This is a genomic window from Paraburkholderia pallida (genome assembly GCF_004524855.1).
GTDB classification, from domain to species: Bacteria; Pseudomonadota; Gammaproteobacteria; order Burkholderiales; family Burkholderiaceae; genus Paraburkholderia; species Paraburkholderia oxyphila.
The window spans coordinates 837,265-864,029 of the sequence record NZ_CP038148.1 but is presented as its reverse complement, the minus strand read 5'-3'; the positions used below and the strand labels follow the sequence as shown (position 1 = coordinate 864,029).

Sequence of the window (26,765 nt, the reverse complement as noted above, 5' to 3'; positions counted from 1 at the left end):
GATCAGGCCATCCGTTTCAGCTTGGGATCGAGTGCGTCGCGCAGCCCGTCACCGAGCAGATTGATTGCGAGCACCGAAATGAGGATGGACAGACCAGGCATCGTGACGATCCACCAGGCGCTGTCGATGTAGTCGCGCGCCGAGGCGAGCATCGCGCCCCACTCCGCCTTGGGCGGCTGCACGCCGAGACCGAGGAAGCCGAGCGCGGCCGCGTCGAGAATCGCCGACGAAAAGCCGAGCGTGGCCTGCACGATGAGCGGCGCCGTGCAGTTGGGCAGCACCTGCGAGAACATCAGCCGCAGCGTGCCGGCGCCGGCCACGCGCGAGGCGGTCACGTACTCCTTGTGCAGTTCGCCCAAAGCCGAGCCACGCGTGAGACGCACATAGCCGGGCAGCGCGACGATCGCAATCGCGAACATCGTATTGGTGAGGCCCGGGCCGATGATCGCGACCACGGCCACCGCGAGCAGCAGCGAGGGCAGCGCGAGCAGCACGTCCATGAGACGCATGATGGGCGTGTCGGCCCACTTCTCGAAGAACGCGGCCACGAGCCCGAGCACGACGCCCGGAATCAGCGCGAGCAGCACCGAGACGCAGCCGATCCACAGCGACAGCCGCGCGCCGTACATCAGGCGCGAGAGGATGTCGCGACCCGCTTCGTCGGTGCCGAGAATGAACTTCCAGTTGCCGCCGTCGAGCCAGGCGGGCGGGATCTTCACGAAGTCGCGGTATTGCTCGATGGGGCTGTGCGGCGCGATCAGCGGCGCGAAAACCGCCAGGAAAACGAGCAGCAGCACGATCACGCCGGCGCCCACGGCGCCCCGGTTGCGCGAGAAGTTCGCCCAGAATTCGCGCAGCACGAGCGCGCGGCCCGAAGGCGGCGTGACGGCGCGAGGCACGGTGTTCTGAATGTCAGCCATCATGCCTCCACGAGTCGATGAATGGATTGCGGGATTTGCATCGTCATGGCGTGATTACCTCGTATGTCGAATGCGCGGATTGAGCACGCCGTACAGCAGATCGACGAACAGGTTCACGACGATCACGAGCGTCGCGATCATGAGAATGCCGCCCTGCACCACCGGATAGTCGCGCCGGCTGATCGCATCGATCAGCCATTTGCCGATGCCGGGCCACGAGAACAGCGTCTCGGTGAGCACGGCCCCCGCAAGCAGCGTGCCGACCTGCAGGCCGATCACGGTCACCACGGGAATGAGCGCATTGCGCAGCGCATGCACGACGATCACGCGCAGGGGCGAAAGGCCCTTGGCGCGCGCGGTGCGGATGTAATCCTCGCGCAGCACTTCGAGCATGGACGAGCGCGTCATGCGCGCGACCACGGCGAGCGGAATCGTGCCGAGCACGATCGCGGGCAGGATCAGGTGCGAGAGCACCGACCTGAACGCGCCTTCGTCGGTGCCGGGCAGGAGCGAATCGATCAGCATGAAGCCCGTCACGTGCGGAATGTCGTACTCCACCGCGATGCGCCCCGAGACCGGCGTCCAGCCGAGCGGACGAGAACACCATGATGAGGATGAGCCCCCACCAGAAGATCGGCATCGAGTAGCCGGTGAGCGCGGTGCCCATCACGCCGTGATCGACGACGGTGCCGCGCCGCAAGGCCGCGAACACGCCGGCGGGCAGGCCCACGATGAGCGCGAACATGAGCGCGCACAACGAGAGCTCGACGGTGGCGGGAAAGCGCGCGAGGAACTCGCCCATCACGCTCGTGTTGGTGATGATCGAGGTGCCGAGATTGCCGTGCATCGCGTGCCAGACGTAGTGCACGTACTGCATCGGCAGGGGCTCGTCGAGCCCCAGGCGGTGCATCGCCTCGGCATGCATTTGCGGATCGACGCCGCGCTCGCCCATCATCACTTCGATGGGGTCGCCCGGAATCAGGTGGATGAGCGCGAACGCGAGCAGCGTGATGCCAATGAAGGTAGGTATCACCATGCCGATGCGGCGCAATACGAAGCGGAACATGTGGTGTTCCCCCTTAAAGCCTGGAATGAAACGAATGAAACGCAACCGGCGACAGGGGCTCGTGACCCCGGTCGCCGGACCTTATTTCGACAGTTTTCCGTGTAGGTGCTGACTGAGCGAAAGTGAGTGAAACACTACGCGACCAACATTACTGCATGCCGACGCCGTCGAAGCGCGCGTAGCCCAGCGGCTCGATGCGCATGTCGATCACCTTCTTGCTGACCGGCTGATAGACGGTCGAGTGGGCGATCGGCGAGAACGGCAGTTGCTGCGCGAAGATCTGCTGCGCCTGCATGTAGTACTTCGTACGTTGCGCCTGGTCCGAGGTCTGGCGGCCCTTCTGGACCAGCTCGTCGAACGGCTTGTAGCACCACTTGCCGAAGTTGTTGCCGTTCACGGCCTCGCAGCCGAGCAGCGTGCCGAGCCAGTTGTCCGGGTCGCCGTTGTCGCCCGTCCAGCCGATCAGCATGGTGTCGTCCTCGCCCGCGTGCGCGCGCTTGATGTACTCGCCCCACTCGTACGTGACGATCTTGGCCTTCACGCCGATCTTGGCCCAGTCGGCCTGGATCATCTCGGCCATCAGGCGTGCGTTCGGGTTATAGGCGCGCTGCACCGGCATCGCCCAGAGCGTGATCTCGAAGCCGCTCGCGAGGCCCGCCTTCGCGAGCAGCGCCTTGGCCTTCTCGGGGTCGTACGGGTTCGCCTTCAGGCTCTTGTCGTAGGACCACTGCGTGGGCGGCATCGGGTTGGTCGCCGCCTGGCCCGCGCCCTGGTACACCGAGTCGATGATCGCCTTCTTGTTGATCGCCATGTCGAGCGCCTCGCGCACTTCGACCTTGTCGAGCGGCTTGTGCTCGACGTTGTACGACAGGTAGCCGAGGTTGAAGCCCGGCTGCGAGGGCATCGCGATGCCCGACTCGGCCTTCAGCGGCGCGATATCCGCGGGACGCGGATAGGTCATCACCTCTGGCACTCGTCGCGCTTGATCTTCTGCACGCGCACGCTGGCGTCCGGCGTGATCGAGAAGATCAGCTTCGAGAGCTTCACGGCGCCCGGCTTCCAGTAATCAGGATTGCCATCGAAACGGATGGTCGCGTCCTTCGTGTAGCTCTTGAAGATGAAGGGGCCCGTGCCGAGCGGATACTGGTTGATGTCGGCGGCCTTGCCGGCCTTCATCAGCTGGTCCGCGTATTCCGCCGACAAAATCGACGCGAATTCCATCGCCATGTTCTGGATGAACGGCGCGTTCGGCTCGTTCAGCGTGAACTTCACGGTGTACGGATCGACCTTCTCGACCTTGGCGATCAGCTTGTCGAGGCCCATGTCGGTGAAGTACGGGAACGACACCGGGTAGGCCTTGCGGAACGCGTTGTTCGGGTTGAGCATGCGGTCGAACGTGAACACGACGTCGTCCGCGTTGAACTCGCGCGAGGGCTTGAAGTACGAGGTGGTCTGGAACTTCACGCCATGGCGCAGGTGGAACGTGTAGGTCTTGCCGTCAGCGGAAACGTCCCACGACTGGGCGAGACCCGGCTCGACCTTGGTGCCGCCGCGCTCGAACTCGACGAGGCGGTTGTAGACGGTGAACGTATTCGCGGTGAAGTCGGTGCCGGTCGTGTACTGGGCCGGGTCGAAGCCGGCGGGGCTGCCTTCCGAGCAGTAGACGAGCGTCTTGTTCGGGATGCTGCCCGCGGCGTGCGCGAGGGAGGCGCCTCCAATCGATGCCGCTGCGAGCGCCACGAGCGATGTCAGTCGTGCGACACGCAACAGTTTGTTTTCTTTCATGTTTCCTCCAGTTCGGTGCCGACCTCGTGAGCCGGCGTAGCGCGATCTTACAAGAGCACTCCCCGCGCTCACAAGCCGGCCAAAATGACCTTTGCGAGCAGGAAATGCCTGGTTGACAGCCTTGCTGCGAGCGGCTTCCGGAGCCGAGTTGCGCGAAATTGCCCGGATCGCCCCCGGTCTGCTGTCAGAACGTACGCCGATTGCGTTTTTGCTGCTTTTTCGTCGTTCTTCTGTCGCGTTTCGCGCATTTCATGGCGGGCCGATGCGCAAACGGCGCGCCAGCCGTAGCGGGCGCTCACCGCCAGTGGACCTTACCGCGCCGTTATTCCGTTTGCAGTTTCGCGGGCAACCGGTGCCTGCCTGGCGGCTTCGCGGAGCCAGCCTGGGGCACTTGGCCGCTCCCCGCCACTCCCCGACGCCCCTCGAGGGCGATTTCAGGCGCTCACCGGCCGCGCGCGCTCGCACCAGTCGCGCCACATGAGCCGGTAAGCCGCTTCCATATTGCGCGCAAAGCGTGCGCCGTCCATTAGCGGCGAGGCCGCCATGCGCGCGCGCAGGCCCGCGCGCAGTGTGGCGAGGCGTGCCGGATCGCGCGCGAGCGACACCACGATCTCGACGTACGCGGCATCGGTGTGCGCGGCCAGCTCCGGCAGCCCCAGGTTGGCGAGCAGCGAGAGGCCGGCGCGGCTCGCCGCCGAGCGGCCCACGCGCGTGGGCACCGGCACGCCCATCCAGAACGCGTCGAGGCTCGTGGTATGGCCGTTGTAGGGAAACGTGTCGAGCGCGATGTCGATTTGCGCCCAGGTGCGCAGATAGTCCTCGCGCGCCTGAAAGCCCGCGAAGCGCACGCGCGCCGCATCGACGCCATGCGCGCCCAGGCGCGCCCAGGCGCGCCACGAGCCGCTCGCGTGCGGCGCCGGGCGGCGCCATCAGCACGAGCCGCGCCGTGGGCAGCGCCGCGAACACGCCCGCCCAGAGGGCGAGCGTGGCGCCGGTGAGCTTGCAGGGGTTGTTCAGGCAGCCGAACGTGAGGTGGCCGTCGTGTCCTGCGGCCAGCGCCGGCAGCCCGGTGACCTCGATGCCGGGCGCGAGCGCGTCGTAGCACCAGAAGGCATCGGGCAGGCGCAGCGACCGCTCGGTGTACTGATCGTCCACGCCCGGCGCGCCGACAGGGTCGAGCCACGGATCGGTGAGCCGCCAGCCGATCGCCGCGCTGCCCGTGGTGCCCGGGTAAGCGAGCCACGCCACCTGCACCGGCGCGGGCCGCCGCGCGAACATGAGGCGCCGCGCGCCGTCCATGTGCATGGTCAGGTCCACGAGAATGTCGATGCGGTCCGCGTGGATCTGCTGGGCGAGCCGCGCGTCGTCGAATTCGCGCACGTCTCGCCAGAGGTCGGCGTGAGCGGCGAGGCGCGCTGTCACCTCGTCCGGGCTCGCGACGCTCGAATAGCAGACGATCTCGAACGCCGCATGGTCGTGATGGTGGAACAGCGGCGTCGTGAACAGCATCTGGCAATGCGTGCGAAAGTCCGGCGAGACATAGCCGATGCGCAAACGCCGCACCGCATCGGGCACCGTCGCGTGCGCCACGGGCTGCGCGAGCAGGGCCGCTTCATGTTGCGCGGAAAGCTGCCCGGCGGCGGAGCGGATGGTGTGGCCGTCGTCGGTCGCGAACATCAGCGCGTAGACGTAGTTGCTATGCGCGCCGATGCTGCCGGGCTCGCAGGCGAGCGCTTCGCGATAGGACGCGAGCGCGGACTCGATGTCGCCCGCGTGCTTGTGCGCGTTGCCCAGATTGCTCCAGGCGCTGGCGAAACGCGGCTTCAGCTCGAGGGCGCGCGTGAACGCGGCGCGCGCCGCGTCGATGCGCGAGAGGTCGACCAGCACGTTGCCCAGGTTATTCCACGCCGACGCGTTGCGCGGCGCGAGCACGAGCGCGCGCTCCAGTGCCGCTTGCGCCTCGGCGTGGCGGCCGCGCGCGCGCAGCAGGCAGCCGAGATTCGTGAGCACGTCGGCGGACTCGGGCGTGAGGGTGCGCGCATGGTCGAGCGCGGCCATGGCCTCATCCGTGCGCTGCAACGCGATCAGGACGTTCGCGAGATTGTTCCAGGCGTTCACATAGCCCGCGTCGAGCGCCACGGCGCGGCGCAGCGGCGCCTCCGCGCGCGCCGCGTCGCCGCTCGCGAACAGCGCGCTGCCGTAGTTGTAGTGCGCGCCCGCGTAGTCGGGCGTGAGCGCGAGCGCGCGCTCGAAGGCCGCCAGCGCGCGCGGGAAGTCGCCTTGGGCGGTGTACAGATTCGCGAGATTGTTCAGCGCGATTGAAAAATCCGGACGGATGGCGAGCGCGCGTTCTAGTGCCGCGAAGGCGCCCTGCGCCTCGGTGGCCGGGTCATAGGTGAGGGCCAGGCTCACGAGGAAGTTGGGGTCTTCGCGCAGCGCGAGCGCGCGCTCGATCAGCGTACGTGCCGCCCGCCGGTCGCGCGCCGTTTCGAGAATGCCGGCCAGATGCCATGCATCGGCATCCTGTGCATTGGCCGCGATGAGCCGTGCACAGCGCGTGCGCGCCTCGTCCAGTGCGCCGGCGCGCCATGCGGCGACGGCGTCGGCGAAGGTGCCGGCTTGCGGTTTGATCTCGGGAGCGGAAGTGGTCATGCGCCAGGGCTTGCCGCGCACGACGACTGTCGTTGCGCGGCCACGCGGATAAAAACCTTCGATTATCGGCAGCGTCCCGTCTGCGTTTCTTGACGTACATCACGAGCCCAAGCCGCAAAGCCCGCGCAAATAAAAACCGCGCGGCCCCTCGTGAAGGGTGCCGCGCGGTTCGCATGGCGCCGCGCGAGTGGCGGCTGGCCAGGGACTCAGGCGTTGCTCAGTCGCTCACAAATCGAGCCGCTCGCAAATCGCCTTTGTCGCGCCCGCCGCGTTGAGCGTGTAGAAGTGCAGGCCCGGCGCGCCGTTCTCGATGAGGCGGCGGCACAGGTCCGTCACCACGTCGAGGCCGAATGCGCGGATCGATTCGCGGTCGTCGCCGAAGCTTTCCAGGCGCTTCGCGACCCAGCGCGGCACTTCCGCGCCGCACATCTCCGAGAAGCGCATCAGCTGCGTGTAGTTCGTGATCGGCATGATGCCGGGCACGATGGGCACGTCCACGCCGAGCTTCCTCGCGTCCTCGAGGAAGCGGAAGTACGCGTCGGCGTTGAAGAAGTATTGCGTGATGGCCGAGTTCGCCCCGGCCTTCACCTTCTTCGCGAACGCTTCGAGGTCGTGGCGCGGCGAGCGCGCCTGCGGGTGATATTCGGGATACGCGGCCACTTCGATATGGAACGCGTCGCCGGTTTCCTCGCGGATGAACGCGACGAGCTCCGACGCATAGCGCAGCTCGCCCATTTCGCCCATGCCCGAAGGCAGGTCGCCGCGCAGCGCCACGATGTGGCGGATGCCGTGCGAGCGGTACTGGCGCAGGATCTCGCGCAGGCTTTCCTTGGTCGAGCCGATGCACGAGAGGTGCGGGGCCGCGTCGACGCCTTCCTTGGCGATGTCGACGATGGTGTCGAGCGTGCCTTGCTGCGTCGAGCCGCCCGCGCCGAAGGTCACCGAGACGAAGCGCGGCTTGAGCGTGAGCAGTTGCGCGCGCGTGGCGCGCAGCTTCTCGACGCCGTCCGGGGTCTTCGGCGGGAAGAATTCGAATGAGAGTTCGATCGGTTTCATGATCGCTTTCGTAATGAGCCGGCCGAAACTTGGCGCTTCGGCCCGGACTGTCGTCAGCCGAGGCTGCGGTTGCCGAAGATCAGCGCCGAGAGCAGCCAGGAGACGATGCTGTAGAGGATCGAGCCGAAGAACGCCGACCAGAAGCCCGACACCTCGAAGCCCTTGAGCAGCGACGCCGCCAGCCAGAAGCACAGCGCGTTCACCACGAGGATGAACAGGCCGAGCGTGAGGATGGTCACGGGCAGCGTGAGCAGGATGAGCACCGGACGCAGGACAGCGTTGATGAGGCCGAGCACGAGCGCGACGATCAGCGCGGTGCCGAAGCTGCGCACGTGGATCGACGGAACGAGCCAGGTGATGATCAGGAGCGCGAGCGCATTGATCAGCCAGGTCAGCAGCACGGTCATGGAAACTCCTTTTGCGTCGTTGTGGTGTGTGCCCGCCCATGCGCGGCCACGAAAGGCGCAGCGCACGGGCGTGATCACAGCATCGGGCGGGTCGCTTAAACGCGGCTTAAAAATGAGGGCCGCGTTGTGTCGCGTTGTGTCGCGTTGTTTCGATTAGTAACGGTAGTGGTTCGGCTTGAACGGACCGTTCTTGTCGACGCCGATGTACGACGCCTGGTCGTCGGACAGCACGGTCAGGTTCGCGCCGATGCGCGCGAGGTGCAGGCGTGCGACCTTCTCGTCGAGGTGCTTCGGCAGCACGTACACCTTGTTCTCGTACTTCGCGCCCTGCGTGAACAGTTCGATCTGCGCGAGCGTCTGGTTCGTGAACGAGTTCGACATCACGAACGACGGGTGGCCCGTGGCGCAGCCGAGGTTCACGAGGCGGCCTTCGGCCAGCAGGATGATGCGCTTGCCGTCCGGGAAGATGATGTGATCGACCTGCGGCTTGATGTTGTCCCACTGGTACTGGCGCGTGGAAGCGACGTCGATTTCCGAGTCGAAGTGGCCGATGTTGCAGACGATCGCGTTGTGGCGCATCGCCTTCAGGTGATCGTGGTTCAGCACGTGGTAGTTGCCCGTTGCCGTCACGAAGATGTCGGCCTTGTCGGCGGCGTATTCCATCGTCACGACGCGGTAGCCTTCCATCGCCGCCTGCAGTGCGCAGATCGGATCGATTTCGGTGACCCACACGGTCGCGCCGAGGCCGCGCAGCGATTGCGCGCAGCCCTTGCCCACGTCGCCGTAGCCGGCCACGACTGCGATCTTGCCCGCGATCATCACGTCGGTCGCGCGCTTGATGCCGTCCACGAGCGATTCGCGGCAGCCGTACAGGTTGTCGAACTTCGACTTGGTGACCGAGTCGTTCACGTTGATCGCCGGGAACGGCAGACGGCCTTCCTTCTCCATCTGGTACAGGCGGTGCACGCCGGTCGTGGTTTCTTCGGTCACGCCCTTGATGTGCGAGAGGCGCTTCGAGTACCACTGCGGATCGATCTCGAGGTGCTTCTCGATCGACTTGTAGAGCGCGACTTCCTCTTCGTTGGTCGGCTTGGCGATGACCGAGCGGTCCTTTTCAGCCTTCGAGCCGAGGATCAGCAGCAGGGTTGCGTCGCCGCCGTCGTCGAGGATCATGTTGGCGAATTCGCCGTTCGGCCATTCGAAGATGCGGTGCGAGAACTCCCAGTATTCGTCGAGCGATTCGCCCTTGAACGCGAACACGGGCGTGCCGCCCGCTGCGATGGCAGCGGCGGCGTGATCCTGGGTCGAGAAGATGTTGCACGAGGCCCAGCGCACGTCCGCGCCGAGCGCCGTCAGCGTCTCGATCAGCACACCGGTCTGGATCGTCATGTGGAGCGAGCCCGCGATGCGCGCGCCCTTGAGCGGCTGCTGCGCCTTGTACTCTTCGCGCGTCTGCACGAGGCCGGGCATTTCGGTTTCGGCGATGTCGAGTTCCTTGCGGCCCCAGCCGGCAAGTGCCATATCGGCGACGACGAAATCGTTGGCTTGATCTTGCGGAATTGCGGCGTTCATCACGCCCTCCTTTCTAAAAGTGACTAGAAATTAAAGACGTGAGCGCCGTTTTCAGTGCGGTCGATTCGGGGAATGCAACCGTATTGAGCGCCTTCGAGCCTGGCGGATCACAGAAAATCCGTCGCAACGCTCCTCGAAGACGAGGCGTGATTGTAGCAAAACGAGATGGCGCCCGCGCGGCGCAGTTGTGCCCGCGCGGTGCGGCGGGTGCGCCGGGTGCGGATTCAGCGATCGGGCTGCGCGAGATCGAGCGCGCGCACCTGCTTCACGCTCGCGACCGCGGCGTCGAGAAAGGCTTGCGAGCATCGCACCGTTTCGGCCGTCGTGGCCGGGTCCGCTTCAGCGAAGCCCATCTGGATATTCAAAAAGCGCTCCGCATGAATGCCCTCGTGGTAGTGCATGCGCACCTGCTTCGCGCCGGTGAAGCGGCGCTGCCCGAAGATCTCGCGCAGCGTCCACGAGAGCGCGCCGTCCTCGCCGCCGTGGCGGCGAAAGAATTCGTCCATCGGAAAGCCGCCCAGCGCGAGAAAGGCGCTGCGGCGGATCACGAGGCTGCTCGGCACCGTGTTGCTGAGCACGGCGGCGTATTGCCCGAAATCGGGATGCTTCGTCAGCCGCTCGGGAAACCCCACGTATTCGACGTCGAGGCGGATCGCCGCTTCGTGCGGGTGCTGTTCCATGTGCTCATGGGCGGCGGCGAGTGCGCCGGGCAGGTATTCGTCGTCGGCGTCGAGGAAGGCGAGCAGCGGCGTGGCCGCGTGCAGCGCCGCCCAGTTGCGCGCGCGCGCCGCGCCGCCGTTGGCCGGCATCTGCAGGAGCCGGATGCGCGCGTCGCGCATGGCATGGGCCTCGGCGATGGAGGCGGAGGCGTCGGACGAGCCGTCGTCGACGACAAAGAGTTGTGTGGCTTCGCGTTGGGAGAGGCAGCTCTCCAGCGCACGCGCCAGCGTGGCGGCACCGTTGAAGCACGGGATGATGATCGAAATGGGGGACATGAGAGGCGGCGGCAATGAACCGCATGATCCGCGGCAACAGGCTGGATCATAGGCGTATCGCGGTATCGTGAATTCCTGCGTGGCCGCGACGCAACGGCACACCGTGGCGGGCGACTGCGCGGATGGCGGTCGCGCCGCCTGTGGGCCCACGGATGGCCGCCCCCTGGATTTACGCCGCACAGATCGCCGTCCGACCGACGGCGGCCCGACGGATGCCCGCCGCGCCGCTTGCAGCTTCACGGATCGCCGCCCGCCCTGGGCGGCCCCACGGATTGCCGCCCGACCTGGGCGGCCCCACGGATCGCCGCCCGACCTGGGCGGCCCCCTTAAACCGGCAGGAAGCCCAGCGCCGGCGCGAGCAGCACCATCACCACGCCCGCGATCATCATTGTGAGGCTCGCGACCACGCCTTCCTCGCTGCCGAGTTCGCGCGCCTTCGCGGTGCCCACGCCATGCGCCGCCGCGCCGAAGAGCGCGCCGCGTGCCAGCCGCGTGCGCAGCGGCACGAGGCCGAGCACTAGTTCGCCGAACAGCATGCCGCACACGCCCGTGGCGATCACGAAGAGCGCCGTGAGGTCGCGCGGCGCGTGAATCTTGTCGGAGACCGCGAGCGCGAACGGCGTGGAGACCGAGCGCGTCATCAGACTGCGCTGCAGCTCGGGCGACAGATGCAGCAGCTTCGCGAGCACGAGCGAGCCGCCCACGGCCACCACGATGCCCACCGTCACGCCCACCGTCAGCGAGATCCAGTGACGCTTGAGCAGCTCGCGGTATTCGTAGATCGGCACGGCGAACGCGACGGTGGCCGGGCCGAGCAGCCACATGAGCCAGCGCGTGTCCTGGAAGTAGACGGGATACGGAATGTGCAGCAGCAGCACGATCGCGCCTAGCACCACCGGCACCGCGACGAGCGGCGTGAGCCAAGGCGAGCGAAAGCGGGCGTAGAGCGCCTTCGAGGCGAAATAGAGCGCGACCGTGAGGACGAAGCAGCCGGCGGCGATCAGCCGCGAGGCGTCGTCGGCGAACAGGGAGGCGTAGAACGTGTTCATGATTGACCCCGGCGTGACGCTCAGGCCCGCGCCACGTGGCGCGAGTGGCGCGAGTCGCGCACCCGGCGCAGCGCGAGACGGCGCTCCAGCCGCGCGGCCTGCTCCACGGCGAAGGCCACGGCCACCATCACCATCAGCGTGCCGCCCACCACCACGAGCGCGAGGCGCCAGCCGTCGGCGCGAAAGAGCCCGCCGTATTGCACGGCCGCCACGGCGGCCGGGATGAAGAACAGCAGCATGTCGGAGAGCAGCCAGTCGGCGCCCGCCTTCACCCAGCGCGGCGTCACGCCGCCGCAAAACAGCAGCGCCAGCAGCAGCACGAGTCCCACCACGCCGCCCGGCACGGGCAGATGCGCGGCGCGCACGAGCGCGTCGGCGGCGAACCAGACCCCGGCGAGCAGCGCCGACTGCGCCGCAATCCGGCCAACGCGCGCCAGCCCACCCGTTTGCGGGGTCCGTGCGGAGATCGTCGGAGAAGTCATGGCAAACCCTAAGTGACAGTGGAATGGAAGTCAGTATAGGGTGCAGCGCAGCATAAATAAAATGACTTAGATTTATCGATTGCATTCCATAATGGAATACTACGCCCTCACAGGCAGACAGGAGACACAACCGTGGAATTGCGCGCCCTTCGCTATTTCATCGAGGTGGTGCGGCAGCAGAGCTTCACCGCCGCCGCCGAACAGCTGCACGTGACCCAGCCCACCATCAGCAAGATGGTGAAGGCGCTCGAGGACGAGACCGGCACGCCGCTGCTGCTGCGCGACGCGCGCCAGATGGTGCTCACCGACGCTGGGCGCATCGTCTATCAGCGCGGCCAGGACGTGCTCGCCGCATACGCGCAGCTGCAGGCCGAGCTCGCCGATCTGGACACGCTCGGGCGCGGCGAGCTCACGATCGGCATCCCGCCGATGGGCGGCTCGCTCTTCACGCCGGCCATCGCCGCGTTCCGCCAGCGCTATCCGAAGATCGAGCTCAAGCTCTTCGAGCAGGGCTCGCGCGCGATCGAGGCCGCGCTCATCTCCGGCGAGCTCGAGCTGGGCGGCGTGCTGCTGCCCGTCGATCCGGAGCAGATCGACGTGCTGCCGATCTCCCACGAACTCCTGTGGCTGGTCGCGCCGCGCGACTCGCGCTGGGACGGCGCGCCCAGCGTGCCGCTCGCCGATCTCGCCGGCGAGCCGTTCGTGTTCTATGGGGAAAGCCTCGCGCTGAACGATGTCGTGCTCGCCGCGTGCCGCGCGGCGGGTTTCACGCCGCAGATCGTGGGCCGCAGCGGCCACTGGGACTTGATGGCGGCGCTCGTGCTCGCGGGCGTGGGCATTGCGCTGCTGCCCGCGCCGTATGTGCGCCGGCTCGACGCGGCGCGCTTCACCTGCCTGCCCGTCACCGATCCGCAAGTGCCGTGGGACATGGCCATCGGCTGGAAGCGCAACAGCTATCTTTCGCACGCCGCGCGCGCGTGGCTCGAGGTGGCGCGCGCGGAATACGGCAAGCCGTCCACCTTCCTCGACGACTTCGTGCGCCCGCCGGGTCTCGAAAAGCCGGCCGCCGGGGCGCGCTGACGCATGGGCGCGCCTGCATCGCGTAGCGGTGCAAAGTAAAGAGCCGTCCGGCCCACGCCGGACGGCTCTCTACGCGTTTTTTAGGTGGTCTCTCTCGCGCTGCGCCGCGTAACGCTTTTTGCGCTTACTGCTGTGCTACGAACTCGATGCGCCGGTTGTGAAAGCGTCCGCCTTCGGTGTCGTTGCTCTCGAGCGGCTTGGCGTCGCCGTAACCCTCGGCGGTCAGCGTGGACGCGCTCACGCCTTGCGCGACCAGGTAGGTGCGCACGGCTTGCGCGCGGCGCTTCGAAAGCGCGAGGTTGCTCGCCGCGTTGCCGACGTTATCCGAATAGCCCGCAATTTCGATCTTGACCGGCTTGCCTTCTTTCGCGCAGGCGTTGAGCACCTTGGCCGACTGGCGCAGGTCTTCGCCCGCCGAGGCCGGGATGCTCGTGCTGCCCGTCGCGAAGTTCACCACCTGCAGGTTGAACACCTTCACGATATCGGCGGAAGCACACGAGGCCTCCGAGCCGAACAGGCCCTTGATGGCGTCACGGAACGATTGCGTGGCGTCGGCCACGGCCTGCTGCACGTTGAACACGCCAATGTCGAAGCCCGAGCCGAACAGCGCCTTGAGCTTGTCGAGCCAGCCGAGCTGCGCGTTGGCCGCGGTGCCGCTCAGCTCGACGTGCGAGCCGTCGATCTTGACTTCGGCGCCGGGCAGCGCGAGCAGCGGCAGCAGGCCGTCGAGGTGCGCGAGCCATGCAGCGGGCTTGGTTGCGGCGTCGACCGTCACGTTGGCGTCGAACTTGCCGGCGCCGAACTTCTTCGTGAGCGCGTCGAGGAGCTGGGCCTTCTCGGCCTCGGTGCCCACCGTGGCGGTGACCGTCGGCACGCCGGCCTTGTCGACCGTGAATGAGAGGTGCGAGTCCTGGGTCGGCGCCGGTGCGGCGGCGCTCGCTGCCGAAGCCGCTTCAGCGCTGGAGGCCGGCTCGGCCTCCGAGGCCTGCGAAGCCGGCAGCGCGATGGGCGCGCTCGTTTCCGATGCGGCTTGCGCCGCCGGTGCCACGGCCGAAGCGGCCGAAGCGGCGCTGGCCTGCGTGTCTTCGGCGGCGTCGTCGCGCTGGCACGAGCGCAGCGCGAAGAACGCGATGATCAGCGCGATGGCGGCCAGCAGCCACCACAGCCACGAATGCCCGCGCTTCTCGGGCTCGATCGGCGGCGTTGCGGCGGTCTGCGGTGGCACGGCGGCAGGAATCGGGCGCACGGCCGGCTGCGGATGATCGAGATGCGTCGAGACATCTTTCAGGCGCGTGAGAATCGAGCCTGCGAAGCTGGCCGCGGTGCCGAGGCCCACGGCCTGGGCGAGGCGGTCGGTGAGGTTTGCATTGACCGACGAAAGTTGATGGCCAAGCAGCGTGGGCAGTTGTCCGACCATGCCCTGCGAACCCGTGAAATGATGCTTCAGGATGCCCATGACCGCCGCGCCGACCACGCCGGTCAGCGAGAACGCCGTCGACTGCGCCGCACCGGTTTGCGCGGCCACCGCGTCGGCGAGTGCGCCGACGTTGACGCCCGCGGTCTTCTGGATCAGCTCGCGGCCGGCGGTTTCCAGCTGGCTCAGGCCCGAGGTGCTCGAGAGCATCTCGGGCAGCTGCTTGCCGATCAGCGCGTTGACGTCCGGCGACATGATGGCGGAAAAGAGGCCGCGCGCGCCTTCGGGCGTGCTGCCGCGATGCATGATGGCGGCGACGATGGCCGGAGCCGCTGCGCTCGTGACCTTGCGGGTGAGGTCGGGTGTGAGGCCGAAGCGGCCGGCGAGCGTACGCACGACGTCGTCGCTCAGGACCGTTTCCAGCAATTGAAAGACATTGATGCTCATCGAGCGGTTCCTCCAGTACGCGGACGCGCCAACTGACACGCCCAGATGCCGCGCGATTATAGGGAGTCCGAAATCTCGAAAATGCGCCTGGCGCATGTGCCGCACACTCTTTGACGAAAAGCCATCGATTGGCCTTTTCTTCTTCAATGCAATGTCAAAACGAGGCGGTTTGCGCCGGAGCGCTGCGCCTCGTTTCGATGCTTCGCACGAAAGACTGTCAACTTGTACGGGAACAGGAGGATCTGCGTCAGGCGATGACTGTTGCGCCGTGCGCCGCGTTGCCGGCGCGCCGGCTCGCGGCGATGAAGTCGGCCGCGCGCTCGCCGATCATCACCGTCGGCGCGTTGGTGTTGCCGCCGATCAGCGCCGGCATGACCGAGGCATCGGCGATACGCAGGTGCGTCACGCCGCGCACGCGCAATTGCGGATCGACGACCGAGTGCGCGTCGCCGCCCATGCGGCAGGTCGCGACGGGGTGATAGATCGTGTCGGCATGCGCCGCGATGGCCGCACGCAATTCGGCCTCGCTCTGGTCCGCATGCGTGTAGAGCTCACGGCCGCCCATCTGCGCGAGCGCGGGCGCATCGAGAATGCGCCGCGCGAGGCGTGCGCCCTTTACCAGCAGATCGAGATCGCGCGCATCGGAGAAGAATTGCGGATCGATCACGGGCGCCACGCGCGCATCGGCGCTCGCGAGCGTGACCGTGCCGCGGCTCGCCGGGCGCAGCACGCAGACGTGCAGCGAGTAGCCGTGGCCCCAGTGCAGACGGCGGCTATGGTCGTCGACGAGCGCCGTGCAAAAGTGCAGTTGCAGATCGGGCCGGTCGAGCTGCGGGCGGCTCTTCAGGAAGCCGCCCGCTTCCGCCACGTTGCTTGTGAACATGCCGCGCCGGGTCCGCAGATAGCGCACGAGGCCGGACACCATCTTCGCGCCGCCGCGCAGCGAATAGCCCACGGCCTCGCTCGAATACACACGCTTGTTGAACGTGAAGTCGATATGGTCGATCAGGTTGCGGCCCACCTCGGGCGCGTCGTGGCGCACCGCAATGCCATGCGCGCGCAGTTGCGCGGCGGGGCCGATGCCCGAGCACATCAGGAGCTGCGGCGAATTGAACGCGCCCGCCGCGAGGATCACCTCGGCGCGCGCTTCTAGCGTTTCGGTGCGCCCGTCGCGCGCTATCTCGACGCCCGAAGCGCGCGCGCCGTCGAAGGTCACGCGCAGCACAGTCGCATCGGCGATCAGATGGAGATTCGTGCGCGGCTGGCCTGGCCACGGGTCATACAGATAGGCGCGCGCCACGGTGCAGCGCTCGCCGCCGCGCTGGGTCACCTGATAGAAGCCCACGCCCTCCTGCCCGGCGCCGTTGAAGTCATCGCTGAGGGGAAAGCCGGCCTCGCGCGCGGCCTGCACGAAGCGCTGAGCCACCGGATTGCGCTCGCACAGATCGGAAACCCCGAGCGGTCCGCCCGCGCCGTGCCACGCGCTGGCGCCGCGCGAATTGTCCTCGGCGCGCAGGAAATACGGCAGCACGTCGTCCCACGCCCAGCCCGCGCAGCCCAGTTGCGCCCATTCGTCGTAATCGAGCGGATGGCCGCGCGTATAGATCATCGCGTTGATGGCGCTCGAGCCGCCGAAGCCGCGCCCGCGCGGCTGATACCCGCGGCGGCCCGCGAGACCCGGCTGGGGCACGGTCTCGTAGGCGTAGTTGTTCTTCGTGCGCCGCGGCACGAGCGCCGCGACGCCCAACGGCATGTTGACGAACAGATTGCGCGCGGTGTGCGGCCCCGCTTCGATCAGCGCGATGCTCGCCTCGGGACAGCGCTCGGCCAACCGCCCGGCGAGCGATGCGCCGCCCGAGCCGCCGCCTACGATGACGTAGTCGTATTGCATGCCTCCTCCCTTTGTCGGCCGGCGTCGGCGCTTCAGCACGGATGCCGGTCCCATGCACGGGGCGTTGCATGCAAAACGCGCTTGAGGCACGCTAGATGCACGCTCGTTCGATTTCGCTTTTTCGCGCATTGTAGGAAGCGTCCGAGGCTGAGGTCAGCTTTTATGTCAGAACCTTTCCTCTAATCCTCGGGTGACGTAGGCGTCAGCCAGACGGCTACCATGAAAGGCCGTTCAGCCGCGCGCGCTGAAAGATTCCGGCAAGCAGCACAGGGAGCGCTGGCGCGCACATGGACCGCAGATCGGCATTGTTTGGCCGCGCGCGCTCGCGCGCCGCCGATGGAGACACGCAGATGGACTCGACGGACCGCAGCGGCAAGATGGACACAACGCAGACGTCGAACGCAGAGGCGCCGGGCGTCGCTACGTCGGGCGTCGAAACGCTCGCCCATCGCCCCGGCACCACTCACGCGGTTACGAATCAGGCGCCGCCGCTCGCCGATTACAACCTTTTCACGACCGATTGCGCGCTGGGCGAAGCGCTCGCGCGCGCCGGAGCCGGCTGGCATCGCGAGGCGCTCGTGCGCCACGGCGCAACGCTGGGCGCGGCGTCCACGCTCGCGCTGGCCGATCTCGCCAACCGCCACTCGCCCGAGTTGCATACGCACAGCCCGCGCGGCGAGCGCATCGACGCACTCGAATTCCATCCCGCCTGGCACGAGCTGCTCGCGCTGCTGCGCGCCGAAGGCCTGCATGCGCTGCCGTTCTCGGAGCCGCGTCCGGGCGCGATGGCCGCGCGCTGCGCCGGCTATTTCCTGCATGCGCAGCTCGAATCGGGATCGCTCTGCCCACTGACCATGACGTTCGCGAGCATCCCGGTGCTGCAGCGCGAGCCTGCCCTCTTCGACACGCTGCGCGAGCGCCTTTACACGCGCGAGCACGACGCGCGCGACGTGCCGCTCGCCGGCAAGCGCTCGATGATGATCGGCATGGGCATGACCGAAAAGCAGGGCGGCTCGGACGTGCGCAGCAACCGCACGCAGGCGCGTCCGGAGGGCATCGCCAGCGGACGCGGCGCCGAGTATCTGCTGACCGGCCACAAGTGGTTCTTCTCCGCGCCGCAGTGCGACGCGCATCTGGTGCTCGCGCGCACCACGGAACATGAGAGTCTTTCGTGTTTCTTCGTGCCGCGCTTCAAGCCGGACGGCACGAAAAACGCGGTCCACGTGCAGCGCCTGAAAGACAAGCTCGGCAACCGCTCGAACGCGAGCAGCGAGGTGGAATTCTTCGACGCGTACGGCGTGATGATCGGCGACGAGGGGCGTGGGGTGGCGACCATCATCGAAATGGCGAACTTCACGCGGCTCGACTGCGTGATCGGCAGCGCGGCGCTCATGCGTGCCGCGCTGGTGCAGGCCATCCATCACGCGCGGCACCGCAGCGCGTTCGGCCGTGCGCTCGCCGATCAACCGCTGATGCAGAACGTGCTCGCCGATCTCGTGCTCGAGTCCGAGGCCGCCACGGTGCTGTTCATGCGGCTCGCGCAGGCGTTCGAAGAAAGCGCGAACGCGAATGACGCCAATGCAACCGGAACCGCCGCGGAAGAGAGCGAGCGCTCACTCGTGGCCCGCGCCTGGCGGCGCATCGTCACGCCGGCCGCGAAGTTCTGGGTCTGCAAGCGCACCCTCGCCTTCACCGGCGAAGCGATGGAGGTCTGGGGCGGCAACGGCTACGTCGAAGAAGGGCCGATGGCGCGCTTCTACCGCGAGGCGCCCGTCAATTCGATCTGGGAAGGCTCGGGCAACGTGATGTGCCTCGACGTGCTGCGCGCGCTCGAGCGCGACGCCGATGCCGCGCAGATGCTCTTTCTCGCGTGGCGGCGCGAGGCGGCGGGGCATGCGGCGCTCTCGGCGGCGCTCGACCGGCTCTCGGCGCTGCTCAACGGCGCGCCCGGCTCGCGCGAGGCCAGCGCGCGGCATATCGCCCAGCAGATCGTGCTGATCGCGCAGGGCATGCTGCTGCGCGCGGGGCCGCCCGAGGTGGCCGAGGCGTTCATCGCCACGCGCCTCGACGAGCATGACGCCGACTGTGGGCGCGTGTTCGGCACGCTGCCCGCGCGCTTCGATCACGCGGCGCTGATCGCGCGAGCGTTGCCGACCGATTACCTCGCGGCGTGAGCGGCGGCGTCGCGCCATCCTCACAAGGACCGACCATGAAGCAGGATCTGCCCGAAGCACTCGCACGCCAGGACGGCAACGACAGCGGCGGCGGCCTCAGCCGCGGCGCGCAGAGCACGACTTCCGGCCAGACGGGCAACCCCGGCAACCCCGGCGACCCGCGCGAATCGCTGCATGCGTTGCTCGCCGCGCAGCGCGAGGCCCATCAGCGCGCGCCGTTTCCCTCATGGAGCGAGCGTGCGCGCAACCTGCGGGCGCTGCGCGACGTGCTGTTCGCGCATCAGGACGCGCTAGCCGAAGCGATGAACGCCGATTTCGGCCAGCGCTCGAAAGCCGAGGTGGCGCTCGCGGAGTTCGTGGTGCTCAAGCAGGAGATCGACGGTGCGCTCAAGCACGGCGGGCGCTGGATGCGCCCGCAACGCCGCCGCGCCGGCAAATGGCTCGCGCCGGGCCGCGCGCGCGTCGTGCCGCAGCCGCTTGGCGTGGCGGGCATCGTCGTGCCGTGGAACTATCCGCTCCTGCTCGGCGCGAGCCCGCTCGTGTGCGCGCTCGCGGCGGGCAACCGCGCGATGATCAAGATGTCGGAGCTTACGCCGCGCACCTCGGCGCTGTTCGAGGCATTGATCGGCCAGACCTTCGCGCGCGACCACGTGGCGGTCGTGAACGGCGACGCCGCCGTGGGCGCCGCCTTCACGGCGCTGCCGTTCGATCATCTGCTTTTCACGGGCTCGACGCGCGTCGGCCACGAGGTGATGCGCGCGGCCGCCGCGAACCTCACGCCGGTCACGCTGGAGCTGGGCGGCAAGTCGCCGGTGCTGATCGGCGAGCACGCGCGCTTGAACTACGCCGTCGACAGCCTGCTGCTCGGCAAGACGCTCAACGCGGGGCAGACCTGCATCGCGCCCGATTACGTGCTGCTGCCGCGCGGCAGCGAGGCCGCCTTCATCGCCCGCGCGCGCACGCGCTTTGGCGAACTCTATCCCGACTTCGCGAACAACCGCGACTACACCTCGATCATTTCGGCGCGCCACTATGAGCGGCTCGAGCGCCTCGCCGACGAAGCGCAGGCCGAGGGTGCTCAACTGCATGCGCTCGGGCCCCGCGACGCCGCCACGCGGCGCTTCGCGCCCGTGATCGTGACGGGCGCGCCCGCTCACACGGCACTGATGCAGGAGGAGATCTTCGGGCCGCTGCTGCCGCTCGTGCCCTACGATTCACTCGAAGAAGCACTGCGCTATGTGAACGAGCGCGCGCGGCCGCTCGCGCTCTATCTCTACGCCGACGATGCGCGCACCGTCGAGCGCGTGACGCACGAGACCGTGGCGGGCGGCATGTCGGTGAACGAGACGCTCATGCACATCGCGGCCGAGGGGCTGCCGTTCGGCGGCGTCGGCGCGAGCGGCATGGGCGCGTATCACGGCTACGAGGGTTTCGCTACGTTCTCGCGGATGAAGCCTGTGTTCACGCAGGCGCGCGTCAATGCACGCGGCCTGATCGCGCCGCCCTACGGCAGGCTGTTCAAGCTGCTGATTCGCGTAATGTTGAAGTTCTAGATGCGATGGGAGGGCAACGGAAGTAACCCACAAGGTCAAAAGCGACCGCTTCATATCCGATGCTTCCTTACCCAAGCTATTGCACGCACGCCGTCGGAAATATAGCCGCAACCATGAATGGCGCACAGGTAAAGTGCTACCGGCCAACGCCTGTCTGCTCGACCTGTCCGGCTAGCACTGCACGATTCTGGTTAATTGGATCGTGCCGGCAGGCTCGGGTGAAAACCCTGCCGTAGCAGGGACAGCATGGCAATGCTATTGCTTCTGCGTGGAGATACCACAGGGATTTTCGCAGCCGTTCGGCCCGCATTCTGGTTCGAATTCGACCTCAATTTGATTGCGTTCGCTGATTGGCGCCTGAGAGCCAGCGTGCCAGATTTTGGTGTCGATGTTTATCCGGCTCGACGTAACGCCTAACCTCTCAAGATAGTCGCTAACCGATTGAGCACGCTTACGTGCAGTCAGAGAGGCATCGCGTTCGCGTTCGTCAGCCAAGCCGTATATGACGACAGGGCCTTCTTTTGCGGCACTATCGAGAACGGTTATAAGCAGATCCGCTAATCTCAAACGATCCACATTTGATAGATCGGTTACATTGCGCTCCATCTTGCCACCGTACTGCAAAGCAAAACTGCATGCGTTAGCGACACATGGCAAGGACACTGCGACAAGGCTAGTCAGCGCATAGGATATACCAAGCGATATTGTCCGCATTCTGGAGTGCCATTGCGGGTTCGCTTTGTGCGAGGCGCTTACCGAGAAATTGTCCATAGGTGTTGTTGTAGTCGATTGATCCAAAGGTATCGATAAAGTGGGTGCATTCGTGAACAAGGGTGAGCTGCTTTGAATCCATTGTTGCCGCACTCTTGTTCGGCATCGTACAAAAGGTTTCCCTAATCGCGATCGTATGCGTAGCTGTATCGGGTCGGCATACATGCGCCGCTTCGCCGCTTATGTTCTTTCTGTTCGGAACACAGCCAGTTGCACGGTCCATGTATGAATCCGGTCGAACGAAATTCCAGCCTCTGAGTGCGTTCATTACCGGTATTAGCGCGTTCAAACCAGTAATGAGCGTCTGACGTGTAGCAGCGTCAGTCGACCCAAACCATGTTCGTACGCGCTCCTGTGCGGATGGTCCCCATGCGGCTAATTCCTTCAGTCGTTGCTGAATCACCTTTACAGCGTCATCGCGCAACGCAAGAACCGTCCTGCGAAATTCGATATCGGTCATATTCGAACAAATCGGCGTGGTGTCAATAGTCACATAGACCATTGATCCGGGGTTCGTATTCGTTACCGCACTCGAATGCACTTCGAACCATTCTTCGCTTTCGTTCGTCTCGAATCCGTATTCGTTACCACTTGAAAATTTACTCATGGATAACGCCTCCTGTTGTGTAGAATTTCAGTCTTTCTGTTCCATCAGTCGCAATCCGTTCAGTTTCGCCCAACCCGTTTGTTGTGCCAGTGATAACGCGCCCGCTAGTTGTAACGATCCGATAGCGCATGCCCGCAAGCGTTCGACCGTCTCCGTCCTTGAGCGTGTATTGTTCGTCGTAGATTTCATGCGTTGGAGCGCTGTGCGCGAGAATTTTCGCGCCGTCGCGATTAATTCGTTTAGCCTCGAGGGTTTTGTGAATGAAGACGCCAACATCTTCACGCGCAAAAACGCGATTTTTGCCGCAAGGACATAAGATTCTATCGCCCTGGATTACCACCGGCGTACCGTGGTCGCTCATCTTGTCACCTGTGCCAAACATGGGCCACGAGCCGTCGCAGTTTCCACATGTCGCGTGTTCAAGATGCAGGGCAATCTTTTTCCCATGATCGTGAATCTTGGCCTTTGTCGCTATAACGTTACCGCCCGTAGTTGTGGGATCGCCGTCCCTGACAACAGGAATACGCATTTAGGCTTCTCCCTCGAGCGTAGCGATATCGAGCCTCACATACTTGCCGCCTTTCCGTTCCTGCTGATTCGACATTTCCATACCTCCTCGAAGTAGACGCGAAAATGACCGGCTCGGTGGGGGACCGGCGACGAAGCGGGTTAAATTCCTCCCGGAATTCGATAGGTACACCCTTTATTGAATCGGCAACATAAGATTTGTCCGAATCAGGGTGAAGATACCTCGCTCACGTAGCAATTCGACCAAACTTCAAAATGGATAACGAGAGGTTGTAATCACGCCCAGTGGGTTGTTTGCTCGGACTTTTGCCTGGAAAAGACGCCATACATGACGTGCTGACCACCGAGCAAGCCTTTGGTGATCTGCGCGATTCTCTCGGGCGCCGGTAGCTAGATGACGGCCATTCCCCCGCTACTCGATGCTCAACTACTCAAGGGCGGCGGCGTGACGAACGACGTGACGGGTTGCCAGATGGACATTGCACAGAAGCTTGTCGATGCAGGTGTCCACTACTGACCGTTAAGGCAACCAGTCTGCCGATTCAGGCGGCACGCGATGCGTTTGCCCTGGCACATTGAAACTTGAAGACGAGGTATGTTGCTAGCGCGGCAGCGCGGGCCAGCGCAATGGGTTGCCCATTAGCGCCTTGGCGTCCGGCAGCCGCGATTGCGCCGCCGCTGCTTGCGCGTCTCGCGCCGCGGCCGCTTTTGCCTGCCTCGCCTCGCTTTCCGCCGTTTCAAGTCCGTGCAGCCATGCGAGCAGCTCGGCCACGGCCTGGTAGAGCTGCGGCGGGACCTGCGAATCCAGATCCACCTGCATCAGCAGCGAGACCATCTCCGGCGCTTCGTGCACGTAGAGGCCCGCTTCCTTCGCGCGCTGCACGATCATTTCGGCGACGAGCCCATAGCCCTTCGCGACCACGCGCGGCGCGCCGTCGCGCGCGACGGGGTCGTCATAAGCAAGCGCGGCGGCGCTCCGGCGGTGCGTGCGGCTCATCCGAGCTCCCAGTCAGTAGCGTCCGTGGCGTGCGGCGCATCGGCCGCGTGTGAAGTGGGCGCCGCGTGCGCGTCGGCGGGGCCGCCTGCATGCGCGTCGCCCGCCTGCGCCGCGGCGGTGCGCGCATACGCGCCGGCGGCCCGCGCGCCGTCCATGCCCATCGTGCCGCCCGCGCCACCGATCTCGCGAATCGACAGCCCGGCGAGCGCGAGCCCCAGCGCCTCGAGCCGCCCGCGCAGCGCTTCGCTGTGCGCGGTGAGACGCTGCGCGCCGCCCGGGCTCGCCTGCACGCGCACCGCGAGCGTCGCGCCCGCGAGCGTCAGCTCCGCGTCGACGGTGCCCAGCGCCGGCAGCGCCAGCGTGAGACGCGTGCGCCATGGCGTTTCGTCGTCGTCGGCGCTGCGCCCGGCGCGCGTGTTGCGGGGATCGAAGCGCTCGTCATCGTCCTGCTGGATGGTCCAGTCGAGCCGCGCGCCCGGCCACGCCTCGCCGGTCCAGCGGAATTCGCCCGTCGCGAGCAGGTCGAGCTGCTGGCGCACCAGCGGCAGCAGCGCCTCGTGCACGCCGACGCCGGTCCCCGCCCCGGCGGGCGCACGGGCGGCGGGCAGCAGCGTGTCGGCGAGCGCCGATACCGTGCGGCCCCCTTCGCGGAGGGCCTCCTGGGCGAACGCAGCGGCATTGGCTTCGCCGCGCGCGCCGGGGGCCGCCGCCGTCCCCGCCGCGCTGGCGGTGCTGGCCGTGCGCGCGCCCTGCTGCGCGGCGCCGGGCAGATCGGTCCACAGCACGTCGTCGATGTCGTCCGCGGCCTGGCTCCAGTCGAGCGGCAATTGCGCGCCGTCGCCGGTCAGGCGATTCTGCGGCTCGTCGGCGAGCTCACCGGGCGTGCGCTGGCCGCGCAGCCATTGGGCGAGATGAGATTCGTAGAAGAGCCCGCTCGACGCCACGGTCTGCGCGAGCGTGGCGGCCAGCGCCGCGACCGGGCCGGATTGCGCGGCGAGTGCCACCCCCTGGGCGGCTTGCGCGCCTTGCGGCGTGGACGCGGCGCCCTGCGCGCCGGCCGTGCCGTCATTTGCGCTTGCCGCGCCGGCAGCGCCATCGGTGTCTTGCGCACCGCCTGGCAATCCCGCCTGCGCCGCCTCCACCGCCAGATCGGCGAGCAGCGCGGCTTCCATCGACTGGGCCTGGGTGGTCGTGAGTGTCTGCCCCGCGGGATTGGCGAGGCCCGGCAGCGGCAGCGAGCCGGCGTCGCCCAACGGTGCACCGCCGGCAGCCGCCGGATCGGTCCAGATCGGCGCGCGCCCGACCACGGCGGGCGTGGCCTCGCCGCCCGAGCGGATGATCGCGTCGAGCGCAAGCGCGACTGCCGAGAGCACCGTCTGCGCCGAAGCCTGGGGGGAGCTTGCGCTTTGCGGGTCGGCCAGCGCGGCAACACCGCCTGTGAGCGCGGAAACACCTGTCTGCGCGGCGCCCGCGCTGCTCTGGGAGCCGCTCGGGCCCAGCGCGCCTATGCGGCTCGCGAGCAGCGCCGCAGCGCTCGTATCGATTCCGTTCATGCGGAGCGTGGCCCGCGCGGGCCCGGTTAGGCGCCGCGCGGCCCAAGCGGCTGCGCGGCGTGGTCAAACTTCTCGCTGGTTCGTGCTGCCAGAACGGGCAGGTGTCGGCGGGCGCCTGGCATGGGGCGCCGCGCTTTCGTCCGCCTGCCTCGACGTCCGTCCGCGCCCGCCCGCTGGGCGCTCACCGGCCCCGGCCGCCCCCGACGCGCCCCTTACCGCGCGCCGTACAGCTCCTGCAACACCCGCGTCGGCTGCGTGGAGCCGTGAAAGAGCGCCGCCAGGCGCGCCATGCACGGACTCGCGAGGTCGCGGATCGCGGCGTCGTCGGCGAGGATCTGCCGGATCAGCTCGTACTTGCGCGTGCGCTCGGGTGCCGTGAGCCGCATGCCGAAATCGGCGTTCTTGAGCGCGTCCACCAGGTGCCGGTACTCCTCCTGGAGCCCGATCAGCTCGTTCCAGTGTGCGCCGCGCGCGGCATGGAGCATCTGCCCCGACACCGCCGCAATCGCCTCGTAGCGGGCAAAGTAGTCTGCTTTCGAATTCATCTCGTCAATGAACCGGACACCGGTCCGGATGCCGCTCTGGCCATCCGCTCCACTTCCGGCCCAATCCCCAACCAGGCTTCCTCGAGCGTCGCCAGCAACCGGTCGACTTCGACCAGCATGGACTCGCTCTGTTGAATGTTCGCTTCGAGCAGGCGTTTCGTCATGTAACCGTAGAGTGCGTTCAGGCGCTGCGCGACTTCTCCGCCCGCCTCCACGTTCAACGCCAGCTGAAGCCCGCTTTCGACAATCCGGATGGCCTTGCCGATCGCCTCGCCGCGCGGCCCCACATTGCCCATCTGCAGATGCATGCGGGCCTGTGCGATCGCCTTGCGCGCGCCTTCGTACAGGAGCGCGATGAGCTTGTGCGGACTTGCGCCCATGATCCCTGTTTCGACACCCACGCGTGCATAAGCGTTGGCTCCAGATTGTGCAGGGGAAAACATCGGCGCTTCTCCTTCGAACGTGCGGCTATGGATATGGTGCATCCGGCCCCTGGCGCCTGGTGGCGCGAGCCGGTTCTAGCCGTGTTATCGGAACGGGACAGGAGAAGCTTTAGTCGGACGCGCCCGATAAATCGGACGAATCGGACCAATCGCGCACGAATCTCACGCAGGGCGCGGCGCGGCCTTCACACCTGGGTCTGCATGATGTCGGTGTAGGCCGAAACGAGCTTGTTGCGCACCTGCAGCCCGAACTGGAAGCCGATGTTGGCTTTCTGCATGTCGACCATGACGTCGTTGAGCGAAACGTTGCCGGCCCCCATCTCGAACGCCTGCGACTCGCCGACGGCCTTTTGCTGGTCGCCGCTGATCTTGTCGAGGGACGCCTTGAGCGCCGCGGCGAAGCCGCCCGCGGTGGCCGCACCCGAGCCGCCGTCGGCCGCGGCGGAACCGCTCGCCGCCTGCGTGGCCATGGACTGCATCTGCGCGAGGGCCGACGTGAGTGGGTTGACTGGCACGGTCATGTTTGCTCCACGTTTCATTCAAAGAGGGGTAGTGCGAGGGCGGATGCCGCCGCCCGGCCAACCCGGCGCGCATACAGAGCGCCGAATCTGGTGAGGAGCATAGCAATTCGCCCATTCGGGAAGCCCCGAAACTAGGGGGAAAACCCGGCTCTATTCGCGCAATCGGCTTGCCACGGCCCCCGGATAATCGCTGTCGTGAAAGTTTCCGCCGTGCGTATGCCGCGCTGCGGGACAGCAAGTCTCCCGGAGAAACCCGT

22 protein-coding genes, 3 pseudogenes and 1 riboswitch are annotated in these 26,765 nt (G+C 66.6%); of the genes and pseudogenes, 4 read left to right on the top strand and 21 right to left on the bottom strand.

Translation table 11 applies throughout. From position 1 onward, the window contains the following. Nucleotides 1–2: 2 nt before the first annotated feature. The 11 genes and pseudogenes from E1956_RS03830 to E1956_RS03785 all read right to left on the bottom strand — a co-directional run bounded on the left by E1956_RS03830 (nucleotide 3) and on the right by E1956_RS03785 (nucleotide 11,984). Entirely contained in the window at nucleotides 3–920 is a 918-nt protein-coding gene (locus tag E1956_RS03830; protein WP_134750333.1) for an ABC transporter permease subunit, read from the bottom strand. 54 nt (nucleotides 921–974) lie between these two features. After that, a pseudogene (locus tag E1956_RS03825) lies at nucleotides 975–1,986 on the bottom strand (ABC transporter permease subunit). 148 nt (nucleotides 1,987–2,134) lie between these two features. Further along, nucleotides 2,135–3,771 (bottom strand): annotated as a pseudogene (locus E1956_RS03820) (ABC transporter substrate-binding protein). 434 nt (nucleotides 3,772–4,205) lie between these two features. Beyond that, nucleotides 4,206–4,619 carry an O-linked N-acetylglucosamine transferase family protein gene (locus E1956_RS47670; RefSeq protein WP_418789244.1) on the bottom strand — a complete coding sequence of 138 codons (414 nt, stop codon included), beginning with the start codon at nucleotides 4,617–4,619 and terminating at the stop codon, nucleotides 4,206–4,208. Between the two features lie 307 nt (nucleotides 4,620–4,926). Continuing rightward, nucleotides 4,927–6,423 (bottom strand): annotated as a pseudogene (locus E1956_RS47665) (O-linked N-acetylglucosamine transferase, SPINDLY family protein); the annotation flags it as partial. Between the two features lie 225 nt (nucleotides 6,424–6,648). Continuing rightward, nucleotides 6,649–7,479: a methylenetetrahydrofolate reductase [NAD(P)H] gene (gene metF, locus E1956_RS03810; RefSeq protein ID WP_134747499.1), complete on the bottom strand. Its 831-nt coding sequence runs from the start codon at nucleotides 7,477–7,479 to the stop codon at nucleotides 6,649–6,651. Nucleotides 7,480–7,532: 53 nt separating this feature from the next. Then, nucleotides 7,533–7,886, bottom strand: a complete 354-nt coding sequence (locus E1956_RS03805) for a phage holin family protein (RefSeq protein WP_028221843.1) — start codon at nucleotides 7,884–7,886, stop codon at nucleotides 7,533–7,535. 153 nt (nucleotides 7,887–8,039) lie between these two features. After that, nucleotides 8,040–9,458: an adenosylhomocysteinase gene (ahcY, locus tag E1956_RS03800; protein WP_134747498.1), complete on the bottom strand. Its 1,419-nt coding sequence runs from the start codon at nucleotides 9,456–9,458 to the stop codon at nucleotides 8,040–8,042. 33 nt (nucleotides 9,459–9,491) lie between these two features. Beyond that, nucleotides 9,492–9,599, bottom strand: a riboswitch (S-adenosyl-L-homocysteine riboswitch). 83 nt (nucleotides 9,600–9,682) lie between these two features. Next, nucleotides 9,683–10,453 carry a glycosyltransferase family 2 protein gene (locus tag E1956_RS03795; protein WP_134747497.1) on the bottom strand — a complete coding sequence of 257 codons (771 nt, stop codon included), beginning with the start codon at nucleotides 10,451–10,453 and terminating at the stop codon, nucleotides 9,683–9,685. A 326-nt stretch (nucleotides 10,454–10,779) separates the two neighbouring features. Then, nucleotides 10,780–11,502, bottom strand: coding sequence for an LrgB family protein (locus E1956_RS03790; RefSeq protein WP_134747496.1), 723 nt, complete (start codon nucleotides 11,500–11,502; stop codon nucleotides 10,780–10,782). A 20-nt stretch (nucleotides 11,503–11,522) separates the two neighbouring features. Further along, nucleotides 11,523–11,984 carry a CidA/LrgA family protein gene (locus E1956_RS03785; RefSeq protein ID WP_134747495.1) on the bottom strand — a complete coding sequence of 154 codons (462 nt, stop codon included), beginning with the start codon at nucleotides 11,982–11,984 and terminating at the stop codon, nucleotides 11,523–11,525. A 132-nt stretch (nucleotides 11,985–12,116) separates the two neighbouring features. On the opposite strand from E1956_RS03785, the gene E1956_RS03780 reads away from it, so the two are divergent. Continuing rightward, nucleotides 12,117–13,064: a LysR family transcriptional regulator gene (locus tag E1956_RS03780; RefSeq protein WP_134747494.1), complete on the top strand. Its 948-nt coding sequence runs from the start codon at nucleotides 12,117–12,119 to the stop codon at nucleotides 13,062–13,064. 124 nt (nucleotides 13,065–13,188) lie between these two features. On the opposite strand, the gene E1956_RS03775 is transcribed toward E1956_RS03780, so the two are convergent. After that, nucleotides 13,189–14,925, bottom strand: coding sequence for an OmpA family protein (locus E1956_RS03775; RefSeq protein WP_134747493.1), 1,737 nt, complete (start codon nucleotides 14,923–14,925; stop codon nucleotides 13,189–13,191). A gap of 247 nt (nucleotides 14,926–15,172) precedes the next feature. Continuing rightward, on the bottom strand, nucleotides 15,173–16,816 hold the full coding sequence (locus E1956_RS03770) for a GMC family oxidoreductase (protein ID WP_134747492.1): 1,644 nt from the start codon (nucleotides 16,814–16,816) through the stop codon (nucleotides 15,173–15,175). A gap of 287 nt (nucleotides 16,817–17,103) precedes the next feature. Here E1956_RS03770 and E1956_RS03765 point away from each other — a divergent pair, with 287 nt between their 5' ends. Continuing rightward, nucleotides 17,104–18,990 (top strand): isovaleryl-CoA dehydrogenase, encoded by a 1,887-nt coding sequence (locus tag E1956_RS03765; RefSeq protein WP_232071254.1) that lies wholly within the window; start codon nucleotides 17,104–17,106, stop codon nucleotides 18,988–18,990. A 35-nt stretch (nucleotides 18,991–19,025) separates the two neighbouring features. Next, nucleotides 19,026–20,543, top strand: coding sequence for a coniferyl aldehyde dehydrogenase (locus E1956_RS03760; RefSeq protein WP_134747491.1), 1,518 nt, complete (start codon nucleotides 19,026–19,028; stop codon nucleotides 20,541–20,543). A 255-nt stretch (nucleotides 20,544–20,798) separates the two neighbouring features. On the opposite strand, the gene E1956_RS03755 is transcribed toward E1956_RS03760, so the two are convergent. The 3 genes from E1956_RS03755 to E1956_RS46640 all read right to left on the bottom strand — a co-directional run bounded on the left by E1956_RS03755 (nucleotide 20,799) and on the right by E1956_RS46640 (nucleotide 22,450). Beyond that, nucleotides 20,799–21,149 carry an OmpA family protein gene (locus E1956_RS03755; protein ID WP_167759972.1) on the bottom strand — a complete coding sequence of 117 codons (351 nt, stop codon included), beginning with the start codon at nucleotides 21,147–21,149 and terminating at the stop codon, nucleotides 20,799–20,801. 67 nt (nucleotides 21,150–21,216) lie between these two features. Beyond that, nucleotides 21,217–21,921, bottom strand: coding sequence for a M35 family metalloendopeptidase (locus tag E1956_RS03750; protein ID WP_134747489.1), 705 nt, complete (start codon nucleotides 21,919–21,921; stop codon nucleotides 21,217–21,219). Beyond that, complete coding sequence (locus E1956_RS46640; protein WP_197732812.1) at nucleotides 21,914–22,450, bottom strand: PAAR domain-containing protein; 537 nt, start codon at nucleotides 22,448–22,450, stop codon at nucleotides 21,914–21,916. Before E1956_RS46640 ends, E1956_RS03750 begins: the two co-directional genes overlap by 8 nt. Nucleotides 22,451–22,843: 393 nt before the next feature. Here E1956_RS46640 and E1956_RS47360 point away from each other — a divergent pair, with 393 nt between their 5' ends. Next, on the top strand, nucleotides 22,844–22,966 hold the full coding sequence (locus E1956_RS47360; RefSeq protein WP_256377760.1) for a hypothetical protein: 123 nt from the start codon (nucleotides 22,844–22,846) through the stop codon (nucleotides 22,964–22,966). An 84-nt stretch (nucleotides 22,967–23,050) separates the two neighbouring features. On the opposite strand, the gene E1956_RS03740 is transcribed toward E1956_RS47360, so the two are convergent. From E1956_RS03740 to fliE, 5 genes are all read right to left on the bottom strand, one after another. Then, the gene (locus tag E1956_RS03740; RefSeq protein WP_134747488.1) at nucleotides 23,051–23,446 is read right to left on the bottom strand and encodes an EscU/YscU/HrcU family type III secretion system export apparatus switch protein; all 396 of its coding nucleotides are present in this window, start codon (nucleotides 23,444–23,446) and stop codon (nucleotides 23,051–23,053) included. Beyond that, on the bottom strand, nucleotides 23,443–24,999 hold the full coding sequence (gene fliK / locus E1956_RS03735) for a flagellar hook-length control protein FliK (RefSeq protein ID WP_134747487.1): 1,557 nt from the start codon (nucleotides 24,997–24,999) through the stop codon (nucleotides 23,443–23,445). The genes E1956_RS03740 and fliK overlap by 4 nt, the downstream gene beginning before the upstream one ends. A gap of 212 nt (nucleotides 25,000–25,211) precedes the next feature. Continuing rightward, a complete protein-coding gene (locus E1956_RS03730) occupies nucleotides 25,212–25,544 on the bottom strand; it encodes a flagellar protein FliT (RefSeq protein WP_134747486.1) in 333 nt (110 codons plus the stop codon). Next, nucleotides 25,541–25,987, bottom strand: coding sequence for a flagellar export chaperone FliS (fliS, locus tag E1956_RS03725; RefSeq protein ID WP_134747485.1), 447 nt, complete (start codon nucleotides 25,985–25,987; stop codon nucleotides 25,541–25,543). Before fliS ends, E1956_RS03730 begins: the two co-directional genes overlap by 4 nt. 185 nt (nucleotides 25,988–26,172) lie before the next feature. Next, nucleotides 26,173–26,508: a flagellar hook-basal body complex protein FliE gene (gene fliE, locus E1956_RS03720; protein ID WP_133199098.1), complete on the bottom strand. Its 336-nt coding sequence runs from the start codon at nucleotides 26,506–26,508 to the stop codon at nucleotides 26,173–26,175. Between the last annotated feature and the right edge of the window lie 257 nt (nucleotides 26,509–26,765).